General features: G+C 50.5%; 19 protein-coding genes. 7 read left to right on the forward strand and 12 right to left on the reverse strand.

Annotation, left to right across the window (positions count from 1 at the left end; genetic code table 11):
- The first annotated feature begins 5 nt into the window (after positions 1-5).
- Positions 6-1,961: a DEAD/DEAH box helicase gene (locus tag BLV87_RS08085; RefSeq protein ID WP_093067237.1), complete on the forward strand. Its 1,956-nt coding sequence runs from the start codon at positions 6-8 to the stop codon at positions 1,959-1,961.
- Positions 1,962-2,006: 45 nt separating this feature from the next.
- On the opposite strand, the gene BLV87_RS08090 is transcribed toward BLV87_RS08085, so the two are convergent.
- From BLV87_RS08090 to BLV87_RS08120, 7 genes are all read right to left on the reverse strand, one after another.
- Positions 2,007-3,233 (reverse strand): hypothetical protein, encoded by a 1,227-nt coding sequence (locus tag BLV87_RS08090; protein WP_093067240.1) that lies wholly within the window; start codon positions 3,231-3,233, stop codon positions 2,007-2,009.
- Entirely contained in the window at positions 3,211-5,145 is a 1,935-nt protein-coding gene (locus tag BLV87_RS08095) for an adenylate/guanylate cyclase domain-containing protein (RefSeq protein ID WP_175517882.1), read from the reverse strand. The genes BLV87_RS08090 and BLV87_RS08095 overlap by 23 nt, the downstream gene beginning before the upstream one ends.
- A 52-nt stretch (positions 5,146-5,197) precedes the next feature.
- Complete coding sequence (locus BLV87_RS08100) at positions 5,198-7,249, reverse strand: FecR family protein (RefSeq protein ID WP_093067245.1); 2,052 nt, start codon at positions 7,247-7,249, stop codon at positions 5,198-5,200.
- 129 nt (positions 7,250-7,378) lie between these two features.
- Positions 7,379-8,182 carry a DUF4340 domain-containing protein gene (locus BLV87_RS08105; RefSeq protein ID WP_093067247.1) on the reverse strand — a complete coding sequence of 268 codons (804 nt, stop codon included), beginning with the start codon at positions 8,180-8,182 and terminating at the stop codon, positions 7,379-7,381.
- 1 nt (position 8,183) lies between these two features.
- Positions 8,184-9,560 carry a GldG family protein gene (locus BLV87_RS08110; RefSeq protein ID WP_245706959.1) on the reverse strand — a complete coding sequence of 459 codons (1,377 nt, stop codon included), beginning with the start codon at positions 9,558-9,560 and terminating at the stop codon, positions 8,184-8,186.
- Positions 9,561-9,572: 12 nt separating this feature from the next.
- The gene (locus BLV87_RS08115; RefSeq protein WP_093067252.1) at positions 9,573-10,334 is read right to left on the reverse strand and encodes an ABC transporter permease subunit; all 762 of its coding nucleotides are present in this window, start codon (positions 10,332-10,334) and stop codon (positions 9,573-9,575) included.
- The gene (locus tag BLV87_RS08120) at positions 10,331-11,080 is read right to left on the reverse strand and encodes an ABC transporter ATP-binding protein (protein WP_093067255.1); all 750 of its coding nucleotides are present in this window, start codon (positions 11,078-11,080) and stop codon (positions 10,331-10,333) included. The genes BLV87_RS08115 and BLV87_RS08120 overlap by 4 nt, the downstream gene beginning before the upstream one ends.
- A gap of 202 nt (positions 11,081-11,282) precedes the next feature.
- On the opposite strand from BLV87_RS08120, the gene rfaH reads away from it, so the two are divergent.
- Positions 11,283-11,798, forward strand: coding sequence for a transcription/translation regulatory transformer protein RfaH (gene rfaH, locus BLV87_RS08125; RefSeq protein ID WP_093067258.1), 516 nt, complete (start codon positions 11,283-11,285; stop codon positions 11,796-11,798).
- Position 11,799: 1 nt separating this feature from the next.
- Here rfaH and BLV87_RS08130 read toward each other — a convergent pair whose 3' ends face one another.
- Positions 11,800-12,543, reverse strand: a complete 744-nt coding sequence (locus tag BLV87_RS08130) for a pteridine reductase (protein WP_093067261.1) — start codon at positions 12,541-12,543, stop codon at positions 11,800-11,802.
- Positions 12,544-12,590: 47 nt separating this feature from the next.
- Here BLV87_RS08130 and BLV87_RS08135 point away from each other — a divergent pair, with 47 nt between their 5' ends.
- Together BLV87_RS08135 and BLV87_RS08140 are read left to right on the forward strand one after the other, a co-directional pair.
- The gene (locus BLV87_RS08135) at positions 12,591-13,709 is read left to right on the forward strand and encodes a class I SAM-dependent methyltransferase (protein ID WP_093067265.1); all 1,119 of its coding nucleotides are present in this window, start codon (positions 12,591-12,593) and stop codon (positions 13,707-13,709) included.
- A gap of 21 nt (positions 13,710-13,730) precedes the next feature.
- Positions 13,731-14,498 (forward strand): undecaprenyl-diphosphate phosphatase, encoded by a 768-nt coding sequence (locus tag BLV87_RS08140; protein ID WP_093067268.1) that lies wholly within the window; start codon positions 13,731-13,733, stop codon positions 14,496-14,498.
- A gap of 11 nt (positions 14,499-14,509) precedes the next feature.
- On the opposite strand, the gene BLV87_RS08145 is transcribed toward BLV87_RS08140, so the two are convergent.
- From BLV87_RS08145 to BLV87_RS08160, 4 genes are read right to left on the reverse strand one after another with little or no spacing between them, the layout of a single operon-like run.
- A complete protein-coding gene (locus BLV87_RS08145) occupies positions 14,510-15,565 on the reverse strand; it encodes an acyltransferase family protein (protein WP_175517883.1) in 1,056 nt (351 codons plus the stop codon).
- Positions 15,565-17,127, reverse strand: a complete 1,563-nt coding sequence (locus BLV87_RS08150) for a GNAT family N-acetyltransferase (RefSeq protein WP_093067274.1) — start codon at positions 17,125-17,127, stop codon at positions 15,565-15,567. The genes BLV87_RS08145 and BLV87_RS08150 overlap by 1 nt, the downstream gene beginning before the upstream one ends.
- A complete protein-coding gene (locus tag BLV87_RS08155; protein WP_093067277.1) occupies positions 17,124-17,462 on the reverse strand; it encodes a P-II family nitrogen regulator in 339 nt (112 codons plus the stop codon). The genes BLV87_RS08150 and BLV87_RS08155 overlap by 4 nt, the downstream gene beginning before the upstream one ends.
- A gap of 2 nt (positions 17,463-17,464) precedes the next feature.
- Positions 17,465-19,111: an NAD+ synthase gene (locus BLV87_RS08160; protein ID WP_093067279.1), complete on the reverse strand. Its 1,647-nt coding sequence runs from the start codon at positions 19,109-19,111 to the stop codon at positions 17,465-17,467.
- A 62-nt stretch (positions 19,112-19,173) separates the two neighbouring features.
- On the opposite strand from BLV87_RS08160, the gene BLV87_RS20065 reads away from it, so the two are divergent.
- Genes BLV87_RS20065 through BLV87_RS08170 form a run of 3 tightly spaced genes read left to right on the forward strand, consistent with a single transcriptional unit; the run spans position 19,174 to position 22,454 of the window.
- Positions 19,174-19,416, forward strand: coding sequence for a PP0621 family protein (locus BLV87_RS20065; protein WP_139282143.1), 243 nt, complete (start codon positions 19,174-19,176; stop codon positions 19,414-19,416).
- On the forward strand, positions 19,374-21,002 hold the full coding sequence (locus BLV87_RS08165) for a two-component system sensor histidine kinase NtrB (protein ID WP_093067282.1): 1,629 nt from the start codon (positions 19,374-19,376) through the stop codon (positions 21,000-21,002). The genes BLV87_RS20065 and BLV87_RS08165 overlap by 43 nt, the downstream gene beginning before the upstream one ends.
- A gap of 18 nt (positions 21,003-21,020) precedes the next feature.
- Positions 21,021-22,454: a sigma-54-dependent transcriptional regulator gene (locus BLV87_RS08170; protein WP_093067284.1), complete on the forward strand. Its 1,434-nt coding sequence runs from the start codon at positions 21,021-21,023 to the stop codon at positions 22,452-22,454.
- Positions 22,455-22,456 lie beyond the last annotated feature (2 nt).

Raw genomic sequence — 22,456 nt, forward strand, 5'->3', positions numbered from 1 at the left:
ACCCCATGTCCCCAGAAACAAACACACTCCCCGCGTTCACTGAATTCGGCCTTGCTGCCCCTGTTTTACAGGCTGTACAAGACCTTGGCTATGAAACTCCTTCAGCGATTCAAGCTGAAACCATTCCCTACTTGCTGGAGGGGCGCGATGTATTAGGACAAGCGCAAACCGGCACAGGTAAAACCGCTGCCTTCGCCCTACCCCTGCTCTCACGTTTGGACATGAGCAAAACCGGGCCACAAATTCTCGTGCTCGCTCCAACCCGCGAACTGGCGATTCAAGTCGCTGAAGCTTTCCAAAAATACGCAGGTAAACTCCCCGGTTTCCATGTCATGCCCATTTACGGCGGACAAGACTACCGTACCCAATTCCGCCAATTGGAACGCGGCGTGCAAGTCGTGGTCGGTACACCGGGGCGGGTAATGGACCATTTACGCAGAGGCTCCCTCAAGCTTGACGGTTTGCAAGCGCTGGTGCTGGATGAAGCCGACGAAATGTTGCGCATGGGCTTCATCGAAGACATTGAATGGATCATGGAACAAACCCCGCCGAACCGCCAAATTGCATTGTTCTCAGCGACCATGCCACCGGCCATTCACCGCATTGCGCAAAGTTATTTAACTGACCCTGCCGAAGTCAAAATCAAGGTCAAAACTACCACGGCTGACACTATCCGTCAGCGTTACTGGTTAGTCAGCGGCTTGCACAAGCTGGATGCTCTCACCCGCATTCTTGAAGCCGAACCTTTTGAAGCCGTCATCATTTTCGTGCGCACCAAAAATGAAACGGTGGAACTGGCTGACAAGCTACAAGCACGTGGTTACAGCGCAGTTGCCCTCAACGGTGACATTCCCCAAAATGTGCGCGAACGTACCATTGATCAGTTGAAGAAAAGCAAAATCGACATCCTGATTGCGACTGATGTTGCGGCTCGTGGCTTGGATGTGGAACGCATCAGTCACGTCATCAACTATGACATTCCGACAGACACCGAATCCTATGTACACCGTATCGGTCGTACCGGTCGTGCGGGACGCAGCGGTGACGCCATCCTGTTCGTTTCCCCGCGTGAACGCCATTTGCTCCGCGCCATTGAACGAGCCACCCGCAAACCGATTGACCTGATGGAACTCCCCTCCACCGAAGTCATCAATAATTTGCGGATTGCCCAATTCAACCAACGTATCACCGACACCCTAGCAGAAGAAGGCTTGGATTTCTTCTCACAATTGCTGGAAAGCTACGAGCGCGAACACAACGTTCCTGCTATCGAAATCGCCGCAGCCCTTGCCAAACTACTGCAAGGCGATGCACCGCTGTTGTTGGAAGAAAGGAAAAATCATGCTGCTTTCAACCCCAACGCTGATCGTGAACGTGAGCAAGAACGCCGCCCCGGCAAACGCAAATCCAATGCTGCCAATTCCGCGTTTAGTAGCGACGACGACACCATTCCTATGGAACGTTTCCGCATTGCGGTAGGGCGTACTCACGGGGTAAAACCGGGCAATATTGTGGGTGCTATTGCCAACGAAGCGGGGCTGGATAGCCGTTACATCGGTTATATCGAAATCCAAGATGATTGCAGCTTAGTCGACTTACCGGCTGGAATGCCGAAAGATATTTTGCATGAGTTAAGAACCGCAAGGGTTGCAGGGCAAATGCTTAATATCGAACCGGCTGGTGAAGCCGCTGCTGATTACTCCCCTAACCGTGGGGGTAGCAGTAGCGGACGCCGCGATCGTGATGAACGCCGCCCACCGCGCCGTGATGGACCACCACCCCGCCGTGATAGTACCCGTAGCGGTGAACAACGCCCTGATCGTCGCCCACGCAGCGAGAAAGAAAAATCCCCTTTCGTGGCAGACGGTAAGCCCAAGTTTGGTGGTGACAAGCCGCCTGCTCGCAAACCAACTATCAAGAAAGCGCCGAACAAAGATAAGGGCAAACCCAAACGCCCTTAACAACCCAAAACGCGGGGTTAGCTCATTAAGCTAACCCCTACCATTTCAAAAGCTTGTCTCGAACGTCACACCCACTGCATTCCCGACTGGCTGATCAAAAATTTTCACTTCACGATCTTGTGTCTGGCTGTACTGGTAACCAAGATGTAATTTTTGTTTATCGCTCAGGTTTCTAGTGACGCCCAAATTCACGCCGGTATAGCGTTGTGTACGGGTACTGTCACCGTACAATCTCGAATCAAAAGGCTCTGCATCAAGCTGGTAAGTCACCTTAGCGCCTGCAATAGGCTGCCAACCCGCCCAACGTTCTTTGCCTCCCCATTGAGCAGAAAGTTCTATTTTGCGCCGATCTCCACCCGGACGCTTATCTAAAGCACGATCAAACTCAAATCCCCCCCGAATACTCACATCACCTTTGGGTAGAGCCTGAAGGCGCTCAACCGCCACACTCGCCAACACTGCTTCATACTCAGGCTTTTTCGGGTAATTAACGTATTCCAGTGTCGACAACAAACCAAGCTTACTCTGTTCCGTCACAACCCACGGTTGATAATAACTGCCGCCAAGACGCTGCTCCGTATTACCTTGATCATCCCGAATAAAACCCAAACGTGCGCTGGCTTCCTTACCCGCTGACAATCCTTGCTTTCGACTAAGAGAGAGTGTTGTGTTACTGAAATCGGATGCTTCAGGGTATTCCTGACGTGAGACCGCAACCGTACTCACTTTGCGCCCCCCATCCTGAATGACTTGATAAGCACCCCTCACCCCCACAACAGCAGACGACAAGGGCAGACTACGTTCATCCAAACGGCCTTCTATCTGAAGACCATTGAATGGACTGGTGAAACTAATCAGCTCATGACGGCTACCTTGATTGACATTATCTAAATAGCCTGTCGATAATTGCACCGTCGTTTTTTTCTCTGGCGTGGCTAACACTAAACCATTGGGCGGCCTACCCCTAAAATTAGATAGGGACACAGGCTGTTGCGGTTTACACACCCCCAACCGAAGCAACGCCAGTGTTTTGGTGAGATACGCCTCCTGTGCTTGTAACTCAGCTTGCTGTTTTATCAACCCACGAATGTACTGATCAAGCTCCTCTAAACGGGCAATATCACCTTGCTCACAAGCATGAGTGGCTTGATCAATCAATTCCTCCATATTGATTTTCGTTTGGGCAACTGCTGCGCTACTAACACTCAACGTCCAGCAAACCAATACCATTTTGGTATTCGCTTTGCGTCTACTGCTCAATTGATTCGCCATTTCTCTCACTTCCCTTCGGGTTGGTCAGGGTATAAATCCCCACCGCTTCTTGTCGTCCCTTTAACGTAATGTCACCACTACTCACGAGCGGCCAAGACTTAGACAAACACTCAACGGTTTGTTTACTAACCACAAGAGACTCTTGCAATTCGCGTGCTAGCGATTGTAAACGAGCAGTAACATTAACGGCATCCCCAATTGCAGTATAAGCATGACGGAAACGTGTCCCTAAATCCCCCACGACCACCTCACCCGTATTCACACCTATTCTGACCGCGACTGGCTCGCCCTGTAATAACGGGCCTCCTTCGGCATTGAACTGCGCAATCGCCTGCATCATGTCAATGGCAGCGTTTACTCCCCTATCGGCATGATCCTCCTGTGGAAAGGGCGCATTCCAAAATACCATCACGGCATCGCCCATGTATTTATCGACCGTTCCCTCATGCTGATGAGCGACAGCCGTAAGACGCTCTAGAATTTGCTGCGTTAACTCCGCCAACACTTCGGGGGAGGTATGCTCAGCCCGTTGCGTAAAATTTGCAATATCCGCAAACAACAACGTGAGACAACGTTTACTCGGCAGCAATAAGTCCTGCCGATTGTCGTTAACGATGTGCCCCACCAATTGCATCGGCAAATAATCTTGAAATAATTTACGTAAACGCCCTGTCGTGCGTTGTGCCAACCACCATTCTAATGGCACTTGAATCATCAAAAAGGCAGTAAACACCACCGCCGGGTGCATTGGAATAAACCACTGCTTTTCCACCCATGCCCAAAAACCTAACCCCAACCACCCAACCGCCAATAGCAAAGGCGTCACCACCACCACGCCTGCCCCTGCCCCATACACTAACAGCAGGTATAGCCCGGCTAAACCAACAATACCGATCATCCATGACCAAACATCCAATGAAAATGCCGGTGCATTCTCTTGCCCTGACAACAACCACTCCAGCAATTGCAGATGCACCGTGACACCTGCCACGCTCGCATCCAATGGCGTAGCATGTTGATCACCCAAACCGGGGGCAGTTCCTGCAAGCAGCACCATACTGTTACGTAAACTGCTGACGATTGAATCAGGCAACTGACGCCGAAAAACATCACTCGCAAAAATAGCATCAATATTATTGGTTTTAATTTGATAGGGTACGCGCCACAACCCGGATTCATCCACCAGCAAACGCACCGTTTCACCGTCACCCAATAAATCATGCGCTGCTAATTGCCAACCATTAACATGAGGCGATACTGACAAGTCGTATTGTCCATCCGCTTTGCAACGCAACATCTCCATCGCCAACATCGGATACAAACGCCCGTCATACCTAACCAATAACGGTACTTTGGTAATCAAGCCATTGGCCGCATCCTTGACCGGCGACACATGCCCAACGCAAGGCGCTTCAGCAAGCTGTGGCGTCAACCCAAGATAGCCATTGGCCTGAGGAAATATTTCCCCCCCCGGAACTGCTTGCATCGGTACACCGCCCACAGTACGTCCCGTGGTAAATGCTTTATCTGATGGGCTAAAATCAAAGACCTGCGCAAAAACCAGATGATGCTGACGCGCTAACGTGAGCAACGCATCATTACCCTCAGCATCACGGACGTAGGGCATAAACATATCCACCCCAACCACATCAACGTGATATTCCTCAAACAAAATTCTCAGCAACTCAGCATAACGCTTGCGCGGCCAAGGCCAATCTTCACCGTATAACTGGCGTACTGTTTTGATGCTTTCACCATCAATTTGCACCACAAAAGCCAGCGGTTTGCGATCAGTAACCTTCACCCCCCAATGCTGGTAGGTATTCCAGACACGTGTCTGCCATTCACTGTACACATTTTCGGGATCATAACGTTGCACCAACAGTAAAACGGCTGCGATGCCTATCAGCACCAGCAGCCGCCCAACTTTACGTAACCATACTCGCAGCTTTAGGGGGAATCGCTTAGTTCCCAACATGCGAACCAGTGAAGCTCAATGCCCCCTCTGCATTTAGGGTAGGGTTAATCTGATGATTGAATGCGTAACCAGCACCAATAGAACTGCCCATGGTGCCTACGATACCGCTAATACTAGTTCCCGGATGACTCCCATCATCCACTAATAAGCCATTACTTGCCGAGAAAGGCCCCGTCGCAACCACCGTACCGGAATATTCAGGGGAACTTAAATTGAATTGTGTATCAAATGTGCTGCGGGTCGGACTAACATTTAAGCTGGCGTTACTCACTGCCGCAGATGTCCGCGTACCCGTGACACTGTTATTCATATAGGCCTCAGAGGAACTCAAAATGAACGTTGCATCACGTTGATCTGTTAGACCCGCCGTTGCATTTTCCAACATGGAAAACACGTATTTACCCGTATTGGGCAGCACAATCTGCTCATAATTGCTGCTAACCTGCTCACTCAACGAAGTTGAACCATCAACCGTTGCGTTAGGATCATATTTCCCCCAATCTACAACTTTTAACGGTGCAGTCTCAACGCTAGGCGTTGTCGGCGTGGGAACCACAGGTGTCACAACAGCGGGGGGTGGCATCACTACCGGGGTAACTTCACCTGTCGGTGTCGTAAGTGTTGCTGAACTGCTATTAGATTCTAACAGACCTGTGCTAGTACCTCCCAGTGTAGAAGTTGTTGACGTCGCCGTACCACCACCTGTCAACGTACCAATACCCGTTGATTCCAATACTGTATTACTACCAACTAATGTAGGTGTAGTCGTCGACACCGATGCAACAACCGCACTGGATGGTGTAGTCGTCGACACCGGTTCAACAATCACAGAAGATGTTGTAGCAGACGTAGATGGTGTAGTCGTCGACACCTGCGCAACAACCGCCGTGGATAGTGTTGTCGCAGGTGCTACCGTAGCAACAGTGACCGAAGGAGACGAAACTGCGGTAGTCGCGGCAGGTAACGTCGCGGTATTTTTCTCCGAATCAACAGCCGTTGTGGTGGTTTTCACCTTCAAATCTGCCAAAGGATCACGTTCATCCACAACCGTTTTAGTGGTGGTATTCGGTGTTGATGCCATACTTGTTGTCTTTGAAGGTACGCTAGTTGTTGCTGCCTCTGTTGAATTGTCAGTAGCGGCAGTTTCATTTTTGGTCGTAACCGCAGCAGTTTTCTTCTCTTCTATGCTTTCAGCCGTAGTCGTTGCTGAGGAAGTATTTGACTTGCTATCTGTTCCTTTTGTACTCGTGTCAGCTTTCTTGTCTGCCCCCTCCTCCTTGTCTGATTTATCATCTTCCTTAGTAGGCTCCTCAGACGTAGCAGGAGTCTCACTTTGAGAAAGAGGCGGTAATGCGGCTACCGGTGTTAGCTTAGGCTTTGACAAATCACCACGTACCACGAGTGCAAAACCACGCTGGCTTTCTGAAAGCACCTCCCCTTCGGCACAAGCGCCTAACCCTGATGACAAACAACTGCCGCCCAATTTAGCAATCGAAATACTCCCGGCCTGCACGACTATTTGGGTTTCACCATCAACCACCCGCACTGTGTATTCTGTACCCAATACCGCAATCGCCGCCAACGGTGAATTCAAGCGGTAACGGTCTTTAAAATCTTCGCCGCCTTTACCTGTTTTGCTGGTTACTTCACCAGCCCAAATCGTTTTGCTAATTTTATTGGCTTGTGGATTGTTGGGGTCGTAAGCATAGGCGTTGAAATCAAACGTTGTGTTAGCTTCCAACTTTTCGATGCCATCGTCGATCATTTTCAAATGTACTTTACTGCGCTCTTTAACAGCAATACGGCTACCGTCCATAATCTCCACGGACTTCTCCAATGGCACAACCGTTCCATCACGCAGCGTCATCTCTGCCTGTCCTGTTAGAAACGTCACTTTGCCAATGACACGATCTGTTTCCTGCCCCTCAGTTGTATTAGCCTTATCTGTTTTTATTTCTTCTGCTAACAAAAGATGAGAGGGGAACATGAGTGCGCTAACCAATGCAATAACGCCGAAAAATGATACTCGCTGTTTCATAGTGCTTGAATCCCCTGATTGTGAACTGCTCGAACGCGCCCCGAACAATATTGATTCATTTCATTCTCCTTATAATACATTCTTACATCCATTTTAGCACCAGCATATTTCCACACTCTTTCAATCACATTAATTTATTGGCAATAAATTAATCCATTGGGCATCAGCCAATACATAACGTAATCTTGTGGCAATATTTGCCAAAATAAGTTCCCCCTGTGTAGAAAGTAATTCAAATTCGAGACGACTAGCATCATCCAATGTCAGGATAATCTTACCCTTGCTCGTACCACCTTCATACACCTCAACTCTCAATGCATCGGCTGATTGCCAGTTCTGCAACAAGCCTGCCGCCTTAGTGTTAAAACCTTCCGGCAACCATACCGTTTTAACGCTGCGCCCCTCTGGCACGAGCTTATTTGCCACCAAAGCGGTCGCCTCCCCCGTCAACAAGCCATACACTGCCTCTGATACCAACTTGATTTTTCCCGCATGTAATACGTAGCGCTTACGCGAAACAGGGTTTTCTATACCAAACTGCAACACCTCATCGTTGAACGCAATACTCACTTCCCCTAGTGTTAACCCATACTGCGATAAGTCCTTACCCTCAGATTCATAACTAGCCGCGACCGACTCATCCAACAAGGTAAATAACTGACTAACGCGAGTCGCATTTGCCTCAACCTGTTTAGGTTCCAACATTCGCCAACGCTCACCCTCTCGCTCCAAGCGGATAATGTCAGGCTTCTCTCTACCCAATTCACGGGTAATGGTGACACGGGTAATATCAGCTCTCGTCAAACTCAACAAGGTTTCTGCCTGAGGTTCAGGTTGTTGGGAGTACCACCAAGCCATGCCCCCCAACCCTACAAGCAGCAACAACAGCACCAGATTCAGCAATAAACGCCGTGCTTGGGTTACATGACTCATCTCAACGCCTCCGTCTACGCCACCAAATCCACACACCTGCCAGTAACAAGCTCAGTGGTAACACAAATAGGAAAAATGTGCCTAACACTGCTCCCGCTGTTTCGCTCAGATTCAATTGGGTATCGGGTGCACGGATCACTGGTACTTCCATCAAATTATCATCAGCACTCAACCAATTAAACACATTGCTGGCGAGATCTAAGTTCGTGCCCAGCCCAATGAAGCTGTTGAGCATGAAGTCACTGTCGCCAATCACCACGACGCGCTGCTCCTTCTCATCCAATGAGCGCACCAAGCTTACACCAATCGGCACTGGCCCCGGCTGATCCGCACTGCCCTCATCAAACTTCACCGCACCTTCCAAAACCCCACTGCTTTCTAACCAACTGGCAGGCAAGGTATAGAGGAACTCATCCGCTTGCCATGCTAGTGTGTCATCCTTAGCACCGACCTGCTGATCACGCGCCACCATCGTTGCAAACGGAAACAGGGTTTGCTTGCCTACCAAATTTTTCACGATAGCAGAACGACCGTAATCCACCACAGGCACCACTGCCGGATGATTAATTCCCAGCAATGCCTGCAATTGTTCATTGGCATCAATCACCGTGCCATCATGAATTTGTACCCCCAATAATTCTTCTAACGGTTCCAAACCCTTTAACCCACCGGGGTCTTGTAACCACAGTAAATTGCCCCCCTGCTCTAGATAAGTTTGTAATACAGCCACCTCACCGGACAAAAAATCTTGCTGTGGGGCTGCAATCACCACGAAGCTCGCATTTTGAGGGATGGATTGCGTTCGCACCAGATGATGCGGCTGCACCACAAATCCGCTACGTTGTAGGTTTTCCACCAATTGTGACATGCCGTTGGATTCGCCAGACAAGGGTTGACGCTCACCATGCCCCTCCAAAAACACCACCAGACGCTCCCCTCCCCGGCTCATGCGCTGGATCGCGTTACCAATGGTTTGCTCACTCGCAGAATCCATCACCTCACTGCGCTCCCCAAGGTGAATCGCAAGCTGCCCGGAATGCTCAATGCCATCTTGCTGTGCCCGCGTGGGGTCAAGATCAGGGTTAACAAATTCCAGCGTGGTATCGGACTTCACCCGCTGGTATTTTGCCACCAAATCCTTCACTTGCGTCTGCAACGCAGGGTTATCGGGAATATAAGCAATAAACTTCAGCGACTGATCCAAGGTTTTCAGCAAGGTTTGCGTAGGTGTTGACAGGCTATTCCGACTACCATACGTCCAATCCGCTGCAAACTTGAATTCACGCCCGAAAAATCCCAATAAGCCAATCACTACCACGAATAACAAGTAAAAAATGGCATTGTGCAAACCAATCCAACGATGGGATCTCTGACTCATTTTCATCTGTGCTTACCCCTGTAACCGGTCATTATCGAGTTTGCGAATAGTGAGTATCAAAAACCCCACAATAAACAACAGGTAATACACCAAATCACTGCTATCAAACATCCCCTTAGCAAACGACAAAAAGTGTCCAAATGCTGACAAGTACACAAATAACTCACTGGCAGAGCCTTGAGCATTGCCAGATTGGTACAATACATCCAACAGCAATAAAAAACCGAAGGTAGTCACAGCGGCAATCACGGGCTGACGTGCCAGCGATGACAAAAACAAACCCACTGCGGAAAACGCAGCCAACAGCAACACCAAACCCAGCACAGCAGCAGCTAATTGCCCCCAATCCAGCGACGTGGTGAATGCCAACGATACTGGCATCAAGGCCACCAAACCAACAAATAGCAATACAAACCCCAATACACTCAAGTATTTACCCAAAACAATTTGGGTATTAGATAATGGAGCAGAGGTCAGCAACGTCAATGTTTGATTCATACGCTCTTCCGCAAACAAACGCATGGTAATCAGCGGTGTCACCACCAACATAATCGAAGCAGCCGTCGAAAACAGAAACGGAATCATAGCTTCACTAATGCCAGCCACATCTTCCGCCCCCACGGCCATGGATTGAGTTTGCAAGCTGTACTCGTTCACCCCCAGCAAAAACATCCACGCCAAAATAAACTGCACTACCGCCAAAATACTCCACGCCAATGGAGACAAGAACATACGGCGAAATTCGGTATTCGCAATGACCCAAATGGCACTCATACTGCCACCTCCTCGGAGGCCACAGCATCTGCACCGAAAATCAAGTCAAAAAACACCTTTTCCAACGACTCCACCCCATCAAGCGTATTGTTAAACACCGTTTTACCTTGATTAAGAATCTGTACGCGATCACATACCGCCTGTACTTCCGGCAAAATATGGGTAGAAAGAATAATCCCGTGATCTTTCCCTAACTCACGAATAAGGCGACGAATCTCACGGATCTGAATAGGATCTAACCCCACGGTCGGCTCATCTAAAATCACCACTGCGGGGTTATGTAAAATCGCTTGCGCAATCCCCACCCGCTGACGAAATCCTTTAGAGAGATTGCCAATTAAGCGCTTGCTCACCTCTTGCAAACCACAACGTTCACTGGCATAAGCCACCATCCTACGACACTCAGCTTTAGGTATATGGCGCAATCGAGCACAATAGTGCAGGTACTCGCTCACCGTCAAATCACGGTACACCGGCGGCTGTTCTGGCAAATAACCCATTTGCTGTTTAGCTTTAATCGGCTCATCCAATAAATCAATGGTGTTTATTTGAATTTCACCCTCGCTAGGCGAAAGGTTGCCAGTCAACATTTGCATAGTGGTCGACTTACCAGCACCGTTCGGCCCTAATAGACCTAAGACCTCGCCTTTGCGCAATACAACATCAACATTATTTACTACACAACGTTCACCGTAATAACGTGACAATCCTAACGCACTAATGAGTCTATCTTGATGATTTATCATGCAACTTGCCCTTGTTGATTCAGTCTTCATTAATAATATTACTTAATTGAAAGAAATTTTCTATGAAAATAAGGGTTGAACTTAACAGTATATCGAATAGACTGAAAACAATGTAACGCAATAATAACGCATTTCAAGCTTGGGGGCTTGGCAAGTGTGGCGTTTACAAACGGTTTAGTTGGGCTTACTAAAGGTATCAGACATGAGTGTTGAAATGGCTAGAAACTGGTTCTTACTGACCAGTAAACCACATAAAGATGAAGTCGCAGAATTCCAACTGCGTAATCAAGGCTACGAAGTTTACCGCCCTCTTGCCAAGCGTTTACGCACACAACGCGGCAAAGTCATTACTAAAATCGAATCCTTATTCCCACGTTATATGTTTATTCACTTGGATGACGGTGTGAATGACAATTGGGCACCCATTCGCTCCACCACGGGCATTAGCAGTTTTGTCCGTTTTGGTACAGAAGCAGCACGAGTACCCGATGCACTCGTGACAGCCCTGAAAGAGCAGGAAACCTTATTTGGCGAACGCGCCATTGACCTTGACCGCTATCACTCTGGTGACAAAGTGATTATCGCGGAAGGTCCTTTCCGTGGCTTAGAAGCTATTTTTCAGAAATATGACGGCGAAGAACGTGTGATTGTACTGCTGGAAATTCTCCACAAACAAACCAAATTAGCCTTAAACCCGGGGCATTTGTACGCTGCCTAAACTAGTGATTGAGCAAGCGCCCACCATCGACGGGAATTACTTGCCCGGTGATGTAAGCAGCGTCACGCACTAAAAACAGAATTGCTTTGGCAATATCTTCAGGACTGCCTTCGCGTTTGAGGGCAGTCTTTGCCAGAATTTCAGCGTGCATTGCATGATTAGCGGGCATTTCAGGCCACAAGATTGCGCCGGGAGCAATCCCGTTCACCCGCACTTCTGGCCCTAATTCTCGCGCTAATACTTGTGTCAACATCAACAAACCAGCTTTGGCAATACAATAGGCCGCATAGCCTTGGAGTGGGCGCATTCCATGAATATCGGCCATATTGATAATGCAGCCCTGATTGGCTTGTAAATGCGGTGCGGCGGCTTGTGCCATGAAAAGCGGTGCTTTCAGATTCGTGCCGATCAGGTCATCAAATTGTTGTTCGGTCACGCTGGCCAAGGGTGTGGGGTAAAACGATGAGGCGTTGTTGACCAAAATATCCAGCCTGCCTGTTTGCGAAAGGGTTTGCACAATCAAGTTAGGGATACTGGCAATGTCGAGTAAATCACCGCGCACTAAAAAGCAGGAATTTTCACGTTGCGTATTCAGTTCAGCTTGCAGTTGTTCGGCATCTGTTGCGGAATGGCGGTAGTGGATGACGACGGTTGCACCGGCGGCGTGGAGGGTGCGGGCAATTTCTGCGCCGATGCGCCGGGCTGCGCCAGTGAGTAGTGCTACTTTACCTTGTAATGTCGCCATGCCATACCTTCTGTTAAGCTTTGTATTTTCTACCATCATAACCTGACATGCGCTTTACCGACACATTACCCACACCTTCCGCCGAGGCATTAGCCCACAGTGAACAACTCGCGCAACGCATCCGCGCCGCCATTGAACACCACGGTGGCAGCATTTCCTTCCACGATTTTATGCAAATGGCACTCTACGAACCAGGCTTAGGCTATTACGTCGCAGGTTTACGCAAAATCGGGCAGGCGGGCGATTTCATCACCGCACCGGAAATTTCCCCGCTCTTCTCGCAATGCCTTGCGAATCAATGTGCGCAAGTGCTAACCGAACTTGGCGGCGGCGACATACTGGAATTGGGTGCAGGCAGTGGCATTATGGCGGCGGATATGCTGGCACATCTTGAAAACATTGGCTGCTTGCCCGACCACTACCTGATATTGGATCTCAGCCCCGAATTACGCGACCGTCAACGCCAAACCTTGCAACAACACGTGCCACATTTGCTAGAGCGGGTGGAATGGTTAGACCGCTTACCAGCAACCCCGTTACGCGGTGTGATCGTTGGTAACGAGGTGTTGGATGCGATGCCAGTGGAACTGTTTACACTGGTCGATGGCGAAAAAGTCATCCGTCACGTCACTACACAAGATCAAGATTTTGCATTAGTCGCCGTAGAGGGCGATTACACCTCAGAATTCAACCCCGCCCTGCCCGCTTGGATGCGCAGCATGGCAGACACCCTCGCCGCTGGCGTCTTGCTGCTAATCGACTACGGTTACGAACACGCCGATTATTACCGCCCGGAACGCACCGAAGGTACGTTGCTGTGCCATTACCAACACCGTGTACACGCCAACCCGCTGATTTACCCCGGTTTGCAAGACATCACCGCGAGTGTGGATTTCACCGCTGTTGCAAATACAGGCTTGGATGCCGGTTTAGAATTAGCGGGCTACACCACCCAAGCGATGTTCCTCGCCAACAGCGGCTTGGAAACCTTATTTATACAAGCATTGGAAGCCAACCCTGCTAACCAATATAAGCTCGCCCAACAAGTACGCACCTTAAGCCTGCCCGCCGAAATGGGCGAACGCTTCAAAGTCATGGCATTCAGTAAAGGATTTACCCCAACGCTGGATGGCTTTAGACTTGCCAGCCGTCAACACTACTTATAAAACCATTAGGGATACCTGTTCATGGATATTTTTCATGCCCTTATTTTAGGCATTGTCGAAGGCATTACTGAGTTTCTGCCCGTTTCCTCCACCGGACACATGATTGTGGTCGCCGACTGGTTGGGCATGGATCGCGATGCCAAACACACTGCCTTTGAAATCATTATCCAATTTGCCGCTATTTTTGCGGTCATCGCCAATTACACCGAGAAATTTCACCCGCGCCATTTCGCTTTGTGGGTGAAAGTGTTAATCGCATTTCTGCCGATTGCTGCCATCGGCTTTTTATTTAGCGATGAAATCGAAAGCCTCTTTAACCCCCAAATCGTGGCGTGGATGTTTATTATCGGCGGGATTATTTTCCTGATCGTCGAACATTTTTACCGCGAAGACACGCATCGGGTCAGGCAGATGGAAGACCTCAGTTATGCGCAAGCCGCATGGGTAGGCTTTGCTCAACTGTTTGCATTAGTGCCGGGTACAAGTCGTGCGGGGGCAACCATTATCGGTGGCATGTTAGCGGGCTTGGATCGCAAATCCAGCACCGAATTTTCTTTCCTGTTGGCATTGCCGGTATTGGGCGCAAGTTCCGGCTATTCTTTGTTAAAACACTACGATGAATTCGCCACCACCAGCTTTGTGCCGCTGATTGTTGGGTTTGTCGTCGCCTTTTTGGTGGCGTACCTCACCATGAAACTGTTTATCGGGTTCTTACAACGCTTTACCTTCCGCACGTTTGGCGTCTACCGCATTCTGTTTGGCGTATTACTGCTATGGTGGCTGGCATAAGCCCATTCACCTTAAGCAGCTTGTTGCTGGGGTTTGGAAATCAACGTCACCAAGCCCCGGCGCAAACGCTTACCCAAGGGGATTTCCAGATAACGGTGGGTGAAATGCGAATACACCAGCACGGTCATTAAGGTTAAACCCAAAATCAGTGGTTTATCCCAGCCGTATTGCAAAGCGAAGTGCCGAAAAATCATGAGGACGACCAAATGATTCAGATAAACCGAATAGGAAATTTCCCCCAGATACGCCAGTTTACGCAAACTAACAGATAACCATCCCCGTTCAAACGCGAAAATTGCCACCATCAATAACGCCACATACGGCACAAAAACATCCATCCCCGCTGAATCCCCGGTGCGACTCCAAAGCATACCCACGACTGCCAATACGCAAGTAGCTTCCAACCAAACTGCATACCGCACCACCCGCCAATCATCCCGGTAAAACAAGTACACACGATACGCTAAAATACCCAATAAAAACGATGCCATCCCCCGTAACAAGCCCGCATTGAGAATACTGAAGTACATTTCTGTCTGAGCATTCAAATTACCATGCAAGCGCACCAAGCTCACCAGACCAAACGTACTCAACAAAAACAGCCAACCACTGGACGTTTTACGGGTAATCAGAAAAATAAACAGAATATTGACCCAAAACTCTACCGATACCGACCAACTGGGGTAATTCCATGTCAGCCCCTGTGGATTCAAGCCAATGTTATGCGTCAAGGTCAGGTTCTGGACGAAGGTAAACAAGGCACCATCAGGAAAACTCGGCATCGTCCAATACATCAACCAATGCACCAACACAAACACCAGCAACGTGTAGAGATGCAGGGGATACAAACGTGCAAGCCGATGGCTAATAAACACCGCCGCGCTAATGGGCTTGTCACTGTACAAATAACGGTGCGCGAGGATAAAACCACTCAACACCAAAAAGAAATCCACCGCCAGATAACCCAAACCACCGTAGACATGAAAATACACCACCCACAATGCTGCCAAACCGCGCAGCGCATCGAGGGCAAGAAACCGCTGCCCACCAACCGAAATCTGTTTCACTATTGCTCCAATCCTTTGAATAATACTTGCGCCCTGACACTCAAAACTTTCACTTGCACCACCGAACGGCTGCCACTGGCGGTATCTTTACGAAATCCAACCCGTGCCAACACAAATCCGGCACGCTCCCAAAAGCGCAACAATGCCGGAGTCATGGCGTAACTAACCCCCACGTAATCTGCCCCGTTGCGGGTAGCGAATCCTAACAGATGTTGCAATAAGTACGCACCCAGACCGTGGTTTTGCCAGTCAGGATGCACCGCAATCCGCATCACCCGCTCGCAAATGAGCTCCGCTGCTTTAGGGATTTTCGCGTGAAAGGTGAGGGTTTGTGGCACGGGATGTCCGTGAGGGCGGCGCGTTCCGGCGTGAATCGCTGCGGTCAGTTCCGCATCCAACCCACCTTCGCGGGACAGCAAAGCGACTGCCAGGATCATGCCCTGCTGTTCGAGGACATGGATAGAAATGTCGGGCGCATCCAGCATCTGGCGCAGATCGGAGGGGCGGGTTTGGTAGTGGGCGGTGATCAGTAAGCCAAAGAGTTTGCGGAGTAAGGGTTCGTTAGCGACAAGTTCGTCACGGTTTAATTGGCGGTAAAAAGGATGCAGGGGCGTATTGCATACCCCCTCTTCCACGTCCGCATCCAATAACAACGCCCGATTGATAAAGTGTTCCAATGGATCGTTTTCCACCCAACGAATCGGTTGATGCAAACGCACTGCCTGCCAACCAGGAGCGTATGTATCCAGTTCTTTCTGGAAACGCAGCGCAAACCCACGTCCGCTCCCCTCATACCCGTGCAAGGTAGTGGAAAACACACAACGCGGATAATGTTCAAGCATTTTCAACAACAGCGGCACAGGAATCGCTGCCGCCTCATCCACCAACAGCACATCGCCTTGCGGCAAGGTTTGCAGTAAATCATCGGGGGCAAAAAATGACGGCGGGAATTCCGCGTGTTTGAATACCGTTGCCACCGTCGCCCGTGACGGTGCAGTTAACAGCACCCGCTTCCCCGCTGCCTGCAATTGACCCGCCGCCATGCCCAACGCTGCCGATTTGCCACGCCCGCGATCAGCCGTCAGTACCATCGGCGTATTGGCTTGGAGAATAGTTGCAACCACCACCGCCTGTAGGTCGGACTTCAGTCCGACTGTCGGGCTAAAGCCCGACCTACCATACCAAGCCACTTTCAATAACCGTACCAAGCGCTGCAAAAACCGCCCACGCACGTCTTCCGGCTGATAAGGATAAGGAATAAACCGCCGATAATCGGGATCAGGAAAAGCCGCCCACGCATCCAACGGCGGTATCAGCAAAAACAACGTCCCTCCACCGCGCAATGTACCGCTGACCGCAGCAAACGCATTCACATCAAAACCGCTATGCGCATCAAACACCAGCGCATCACACTCCTGCCCCAACAAAGTATGCGCTTTTTTTATCGCACTCCCCGTCAGCCAAAACACTTCGCCCTCCGCAGGCAGCAGGCATTGCACCTGCTGCAAGCATTGCGCCTGAGGACCTTCGATCAGCTCCAGACGACGCGGCAGGTTATTTATACCGCATCCCGCCCGCTTTCGCCGGTACGGATACGGATAGCCTGCTCCACCGGCAACACGAAAATCTTACCGTCGCCAATCTTGCCGGTGTGTGCTGCTTTTTGAATTGCCTCAATCGCCGTATCCACGTCTTCTTCCTTGACCACGATTTCCAGTTTCACTTTGGGCAGAAAATCCACCACGTATTCCGCACCACGGTATAACTCAGTGTGGCCTTTTTGCCGCCCAAAGCCCTTGACTTCACTGGCAGTCATCCCAGTGACACCAACTTCGGTTAGGGCTTCGCGCACATCGTCCAGTTTGAACGGTTTAATAATCGCCTGAATCAGCTTCATGCTCACTCCTTTGGGGGGTTAAAAGGTAAATTTTTACGCCAAGCAGAGGTAATGGGGTAACGCCAATCCTTACCAAAACCACGCCCGCTAATGCGCACGCCCGGTGCTGCCTGCCGCCGTTTGTATTCGCTCAATAGTACCAGATTCACCACGCGGCGCACGGTTGCCGCATCGAATCCGCTGGCAATAATATCCTCAAGCACCTCATCACCCTCGATGAAACGTCGCAAAATCGCATCCAACACCTCATACGGTGGCAACGAATCCTGATCCACTTGCCCCTGCGCCAGTTCAGCAGAAGGTGGGCGCTCAATCACCCGTTGCGGAATCGCCTGCCCCAAGGTATTGCGGTATTCCGCCAACGCATACACTTGCATTTTGTACACATCTTTCAGCGGTGAAAACGCCCCCGCCATATCGCCATACAAGGTGGCATAACCCACCGCGCTCTCGCTCTTATTACTGGTAGACAGCAACAAACTGCCCAACTTATTCGACAGCGACATCAGCAACACGCCGCGAATCCGCGCCTGTAAATTCTGCTCGGTCACATCCACAGGGCGATCACCAAATTCCGGCGCTAACAACCTGGTGAAACTGTCGTAAACCGACGCAATCGGTATATTGCGGTAACGCACCCCCAACCAAGCGGCTTGCTGTTGCGCATCTTCCAAACTCATGCCAGAGGTATAATGGAACGGCATCATCACCGCCTCGACATTTTCCGCCCCCAACGCATCAACCGCTAGAGCCAACACCAAGGCGGAATCAATCCCACCCGATAGACCCAGCAGCACGCTGAAAAACCCGTTTTTGTGGACGTAATCGCGGATACCCGTCGTTAGCGCCTTGTAGATAAGAGGAGTAAGCGCGGAGGGCGTATGCAATACGCCCCTACAAATGCTCCCTATTTCCCACTCCTCAACAAACACGCCTGCCGCAAACGCCTCTGCCCGAAATACGATATTTCCCGCCGCATCCAGCAACATCGAATCGCCATCGAACACCAGCTCATCCTGCCCGCCGACCAGATTCACATACGCCAGTGGACACTGGTTGTTAGCCGCCTGCCGTTGCAACAAGGCTGCCCGTTGCGCCTGCTTATCGTAGCTAAACGGCGACGCATTCAATACGCACAGCACCTCCGCCCCCGCTGCCACCGCCGCCTGAGCGGGCGCATCCTCCCAAATATCCTCACAAATCAGGATACCGACCTTAACGCCCGCCACCTCGACCACCAAGGATTGCGCACCCGGCGTAAAATAGCGTTTTTCATCAAACACGCGGTAATTGGGCAAACATTGCTTGCTGTATTCCGCCAAAATCTGCCCATCGCGCAACACACACGCCATGTTTTGCAATGCTGTACCACGACGTAACGGCGCTCCCACGATTACCGTCATCCCAGCGGTTTCTGCTGCCAAGGTTTCCACGCCTGCCTGCATTTGCGTCAGGAAGTCGGGGCGAAACAGCAAATCTTCCGGCGGATACCCCGCCAAGACCAGTTCTGGAAAGACAATCAAGTCAGCCTGCTGCTCCCGCGCTTCACGGATAGCGGCTTGTACTTGACTAAGATTATTTCGCACATCCCCCACACACACATTTAATTGGGCTAAAGCGATGCGTAATGTCTGATTTTTCTTTTGCACGGTGTCATAAAACGTTAAGGTAGTTAAGTCAAAGACTATACCTGAAAAGGCTGTAACACATCATGTCCCGCATTATTTTTATCCTTGTTTTGCTGGTAGTCGGTTTCCTTCTGTTAAAATCTTGGCAACGTAGGCAAAGCCTGAAACAACAACACCAACAATCGTCCGGGAAAATCACAACAAACACCCGCATGGTACGCTGCGAACACTGCGGCCTGCATGTCCCGGAGCCTGAAGCGATTTCCCAAGGGGGGAAACACTTTTGCAGTATGGAACACGCGACACAACACTTGACGAAAAACTAACGCCAATCTTCTTACGCGAAGACCCGTGGAATTTATTACGCCTCTACCATGTCTACCGCTTCACCCTTGCAGGCGCATTGCTGGTTGCCTTAGTCATGGCAGATGGCAATATGAAGCTGGGGCAACATGACTATCATTTATTCACATGGTTAACCGGCGCATACTTGTTTCTGGCTGTGATCAGCAATCTCACCTCCTATTTCCAATGGCCGGATTTGTCTGTGCAAACGGTGCTATTTGTCTTGCTGGATATTGGCTTGCTGCTAGGGTTGTTGTATTCCAGTCGCGGGGTTGAAGCGGGCTTTGGTATCTTGCTCATCATCCCAGTGTTGATTCCTCACTTGGGCAACCCCGGTCACGTTTCGGTAATGCTTGCCACCATAACAGGCATGTTATTAGTTTCCATACAAATCTGGTTGCAAAATCAGGGCGCATCCGAACCCAGCGGCGTGATGCACAGTGGCCTGATTGCCTTATTCATCCTGTTGATTAGCCTTGCCAGCAACCGCTGGATTCGCAAAACGAGCGCCGTTGCCTCACTCGCGCAACGTCGTGGTATTGACCTTGCCAATCTGTCGCAACTCAACCAGTCAATTCTCGATAAACTTGAATCCGGCATTGTGGTGGTGGAAGGTTCCGGCGCAATCCGCCACATGAACGAATCCGCGTGGGATATGCTAGGGCAACCCGGCAACTGGCGCAGCAAACCCTTGCAGCAATTTGCCCCTGAACTTGATCACCACTTGCAACATTGGCTGCATAATCTTTGCCCTCGTATTGCCAGTTTTGATGTGCGTCACCAAAACACTACCGAAATGCGGGCGCGGTTTTCCCAACTGGGCAACCAATCACGCCGCGCTACCATGATTAACCTTGAAGACACCACCGAACAGCGCGAAAAATTACAAAGTGCCAAACTTGCCTCTCTAGGGCAATTAACCGCCAGCATTGCGCACGAAATCCGCAACCCTTTAGGCGCAATCAGCCATGCCGCGCAACTCATGGGTGAATCACAGAATTTGGACAAAGCCGATTTGCGCTTGCTGCAAATCATCCAGTCCAATGCGCGACGCATGAATTTAACCATTGAAAGCGTACTCAATCTTTCGCGTAAGAAAATGCCCAACCGCGAGCGCCTCGCCCTCAAACTGTGGCTGCACGAATTCCGCAAAGACTTTATTTTACAAAATAAATTGCGTGACGATCAGATACACCTGTTCATCGAACCGGCTGACACCGTGATCGAATTTGACCCAGCACATTTACACCAAATTATTTGGAATTTGTGCAGCAATGCTTACAAATACGCTCACGATGACCCTAAGTATTTGCAACTCGATATTCACGGCGGCAACCCGACCCATACCCGCGACATTATGCTCAATGTGATGGATAATGGACGCGGCATGACCGAAGCGCAACGCCAACGTCTGTTTGAACCGTTTTTCACCACCAGCACCCAAGGCACGGGCTTAGGTTTATTCATGTCACGCGAACTGTGCTTGACCAATGGCGCAACCTTGGACTATGTTGCGTTAGCGTCGGGTGGAAGTTGTTTCCGCCTTGTGTTTGCGCATCATCGTTAACACCATAAGATAATTATAATGACTGAACAAACCGTACTCATCATTGATGATGAACCTGACATCCGTGAACTGTTGGAAATCACCCTGTTACGCATGGGGCTGGATACCATCACCGCTGGCAATGTGGAAAATGCTCTCAGCCAGATCGAAAATTATCACCCGCATTTGTGCCTGACCGATATGAAGCTGCCCGATGGTAACGGCATTGACATTGTGCGTTACCTGCAAAAGCATTACCCGCATATTCCGGTCGCGGTGATTACGGCGTTTGGCAGCATGGATACGGCGGTGGAGGCGCTTAAAGCGGGCGCTTATGATTTCGTATCCAAACCCGTGGATTTGCCGAAACTGCGCGAGTTGATTCAAACCGCGCTGAAGCTTTCCGCAGGTAAAAGCAAACAACCCACGCCAGCGGATGGCGATAGCGACACCCACAGCAGCAGTATTTTGGGCAACTCCCCGGCGATGCAGCAACTCAAAGCCACCATCCACAAACTGGCACGTAGCCAAGCGCCGGTGTACATCCACGGCGAATCGGGCAGCGGTAAGGAATTGGTCGCGCACCAAATTCACCAGCAAGGTTCACGGGGCAAAGCGCCGTTTGTGCCGGTCAACTGCGGGGCGATTCCTGAAAATCTAATGGAAAGCGAGTTTTTCGGGCACAAAAAAGGCAGCTTTACCGGCGCAATGGCAGATAAGCAGGGGCTGTTTCAAGCGGCGCACAAAGGCACCTTGTTTTTGGATGAAGTCGCTGATTTGCCGCTGACCATGCAGGTCAAGTTGCTGCGGGCAATTCAGGAAGGCGCGGTTAAACCCGTGGGGGGCTTGGAAGAAATTCCGGTGGATGTGCGGATTCTGAGTGCGACCCACAAGAGTTTAGAACACGAGGTCGCCGCCGGGCATTTCCGGCAAGACTTGTATTACCGCCTGAATGTGATCAAGTTGAAAGTGCCACCGCTGCGCGAACGTCAGGAGGATATTTTGCTGTTGGCGGACTTTTTCTTGCAGAAAATTGCCGAGCGTTGGCAGATGCCACCGATTCGGTTGTCGCCTGCGGCACGGCAAGAGTTGGGGGCGTATGGATTTCCGGGGAATGTGCGCGAGCTGGAAAACGTGTTGGAGCGGGCGAGTACGTTGTGTGATAACAATACGATTCAGCCGGATGATTTGCAGTTGCCGGTGGAAGCAAACATGACGGCTTGCGCCGTTACCCCCCTCCCCAACCCCTCCCCCGCAAGGGGTGAGGGGCTTGAAGAAAAAGAGAAGAAAAGTAGAGGGGAAGTGGAGGCGTTACCGGCTTGGAATCCGGTGGATGAGGAGGCGGAGCGCGATTTGATTTTGCGGGCGTTGGAGCAGACGCGCTGGAATCGCACCAAGGCGGCGGAAGTGTTGGGGATGTCGTTCCGGCAGTTGCGTTATCGGATTCAGAAGTATGGGTTGGATGAGGGCTAAGT

Origin of the sequence: Thiothrix caldifontis, from assembly GCF_900107695.1 — a bacterium.
GTDB classification, from domain to species: Bacteria; Pseudomonadota; Gammaproteobacteria; order Thiotrichales; family Thiotrichaceae; genus Thiothrix; species Thiothrix caldifontis.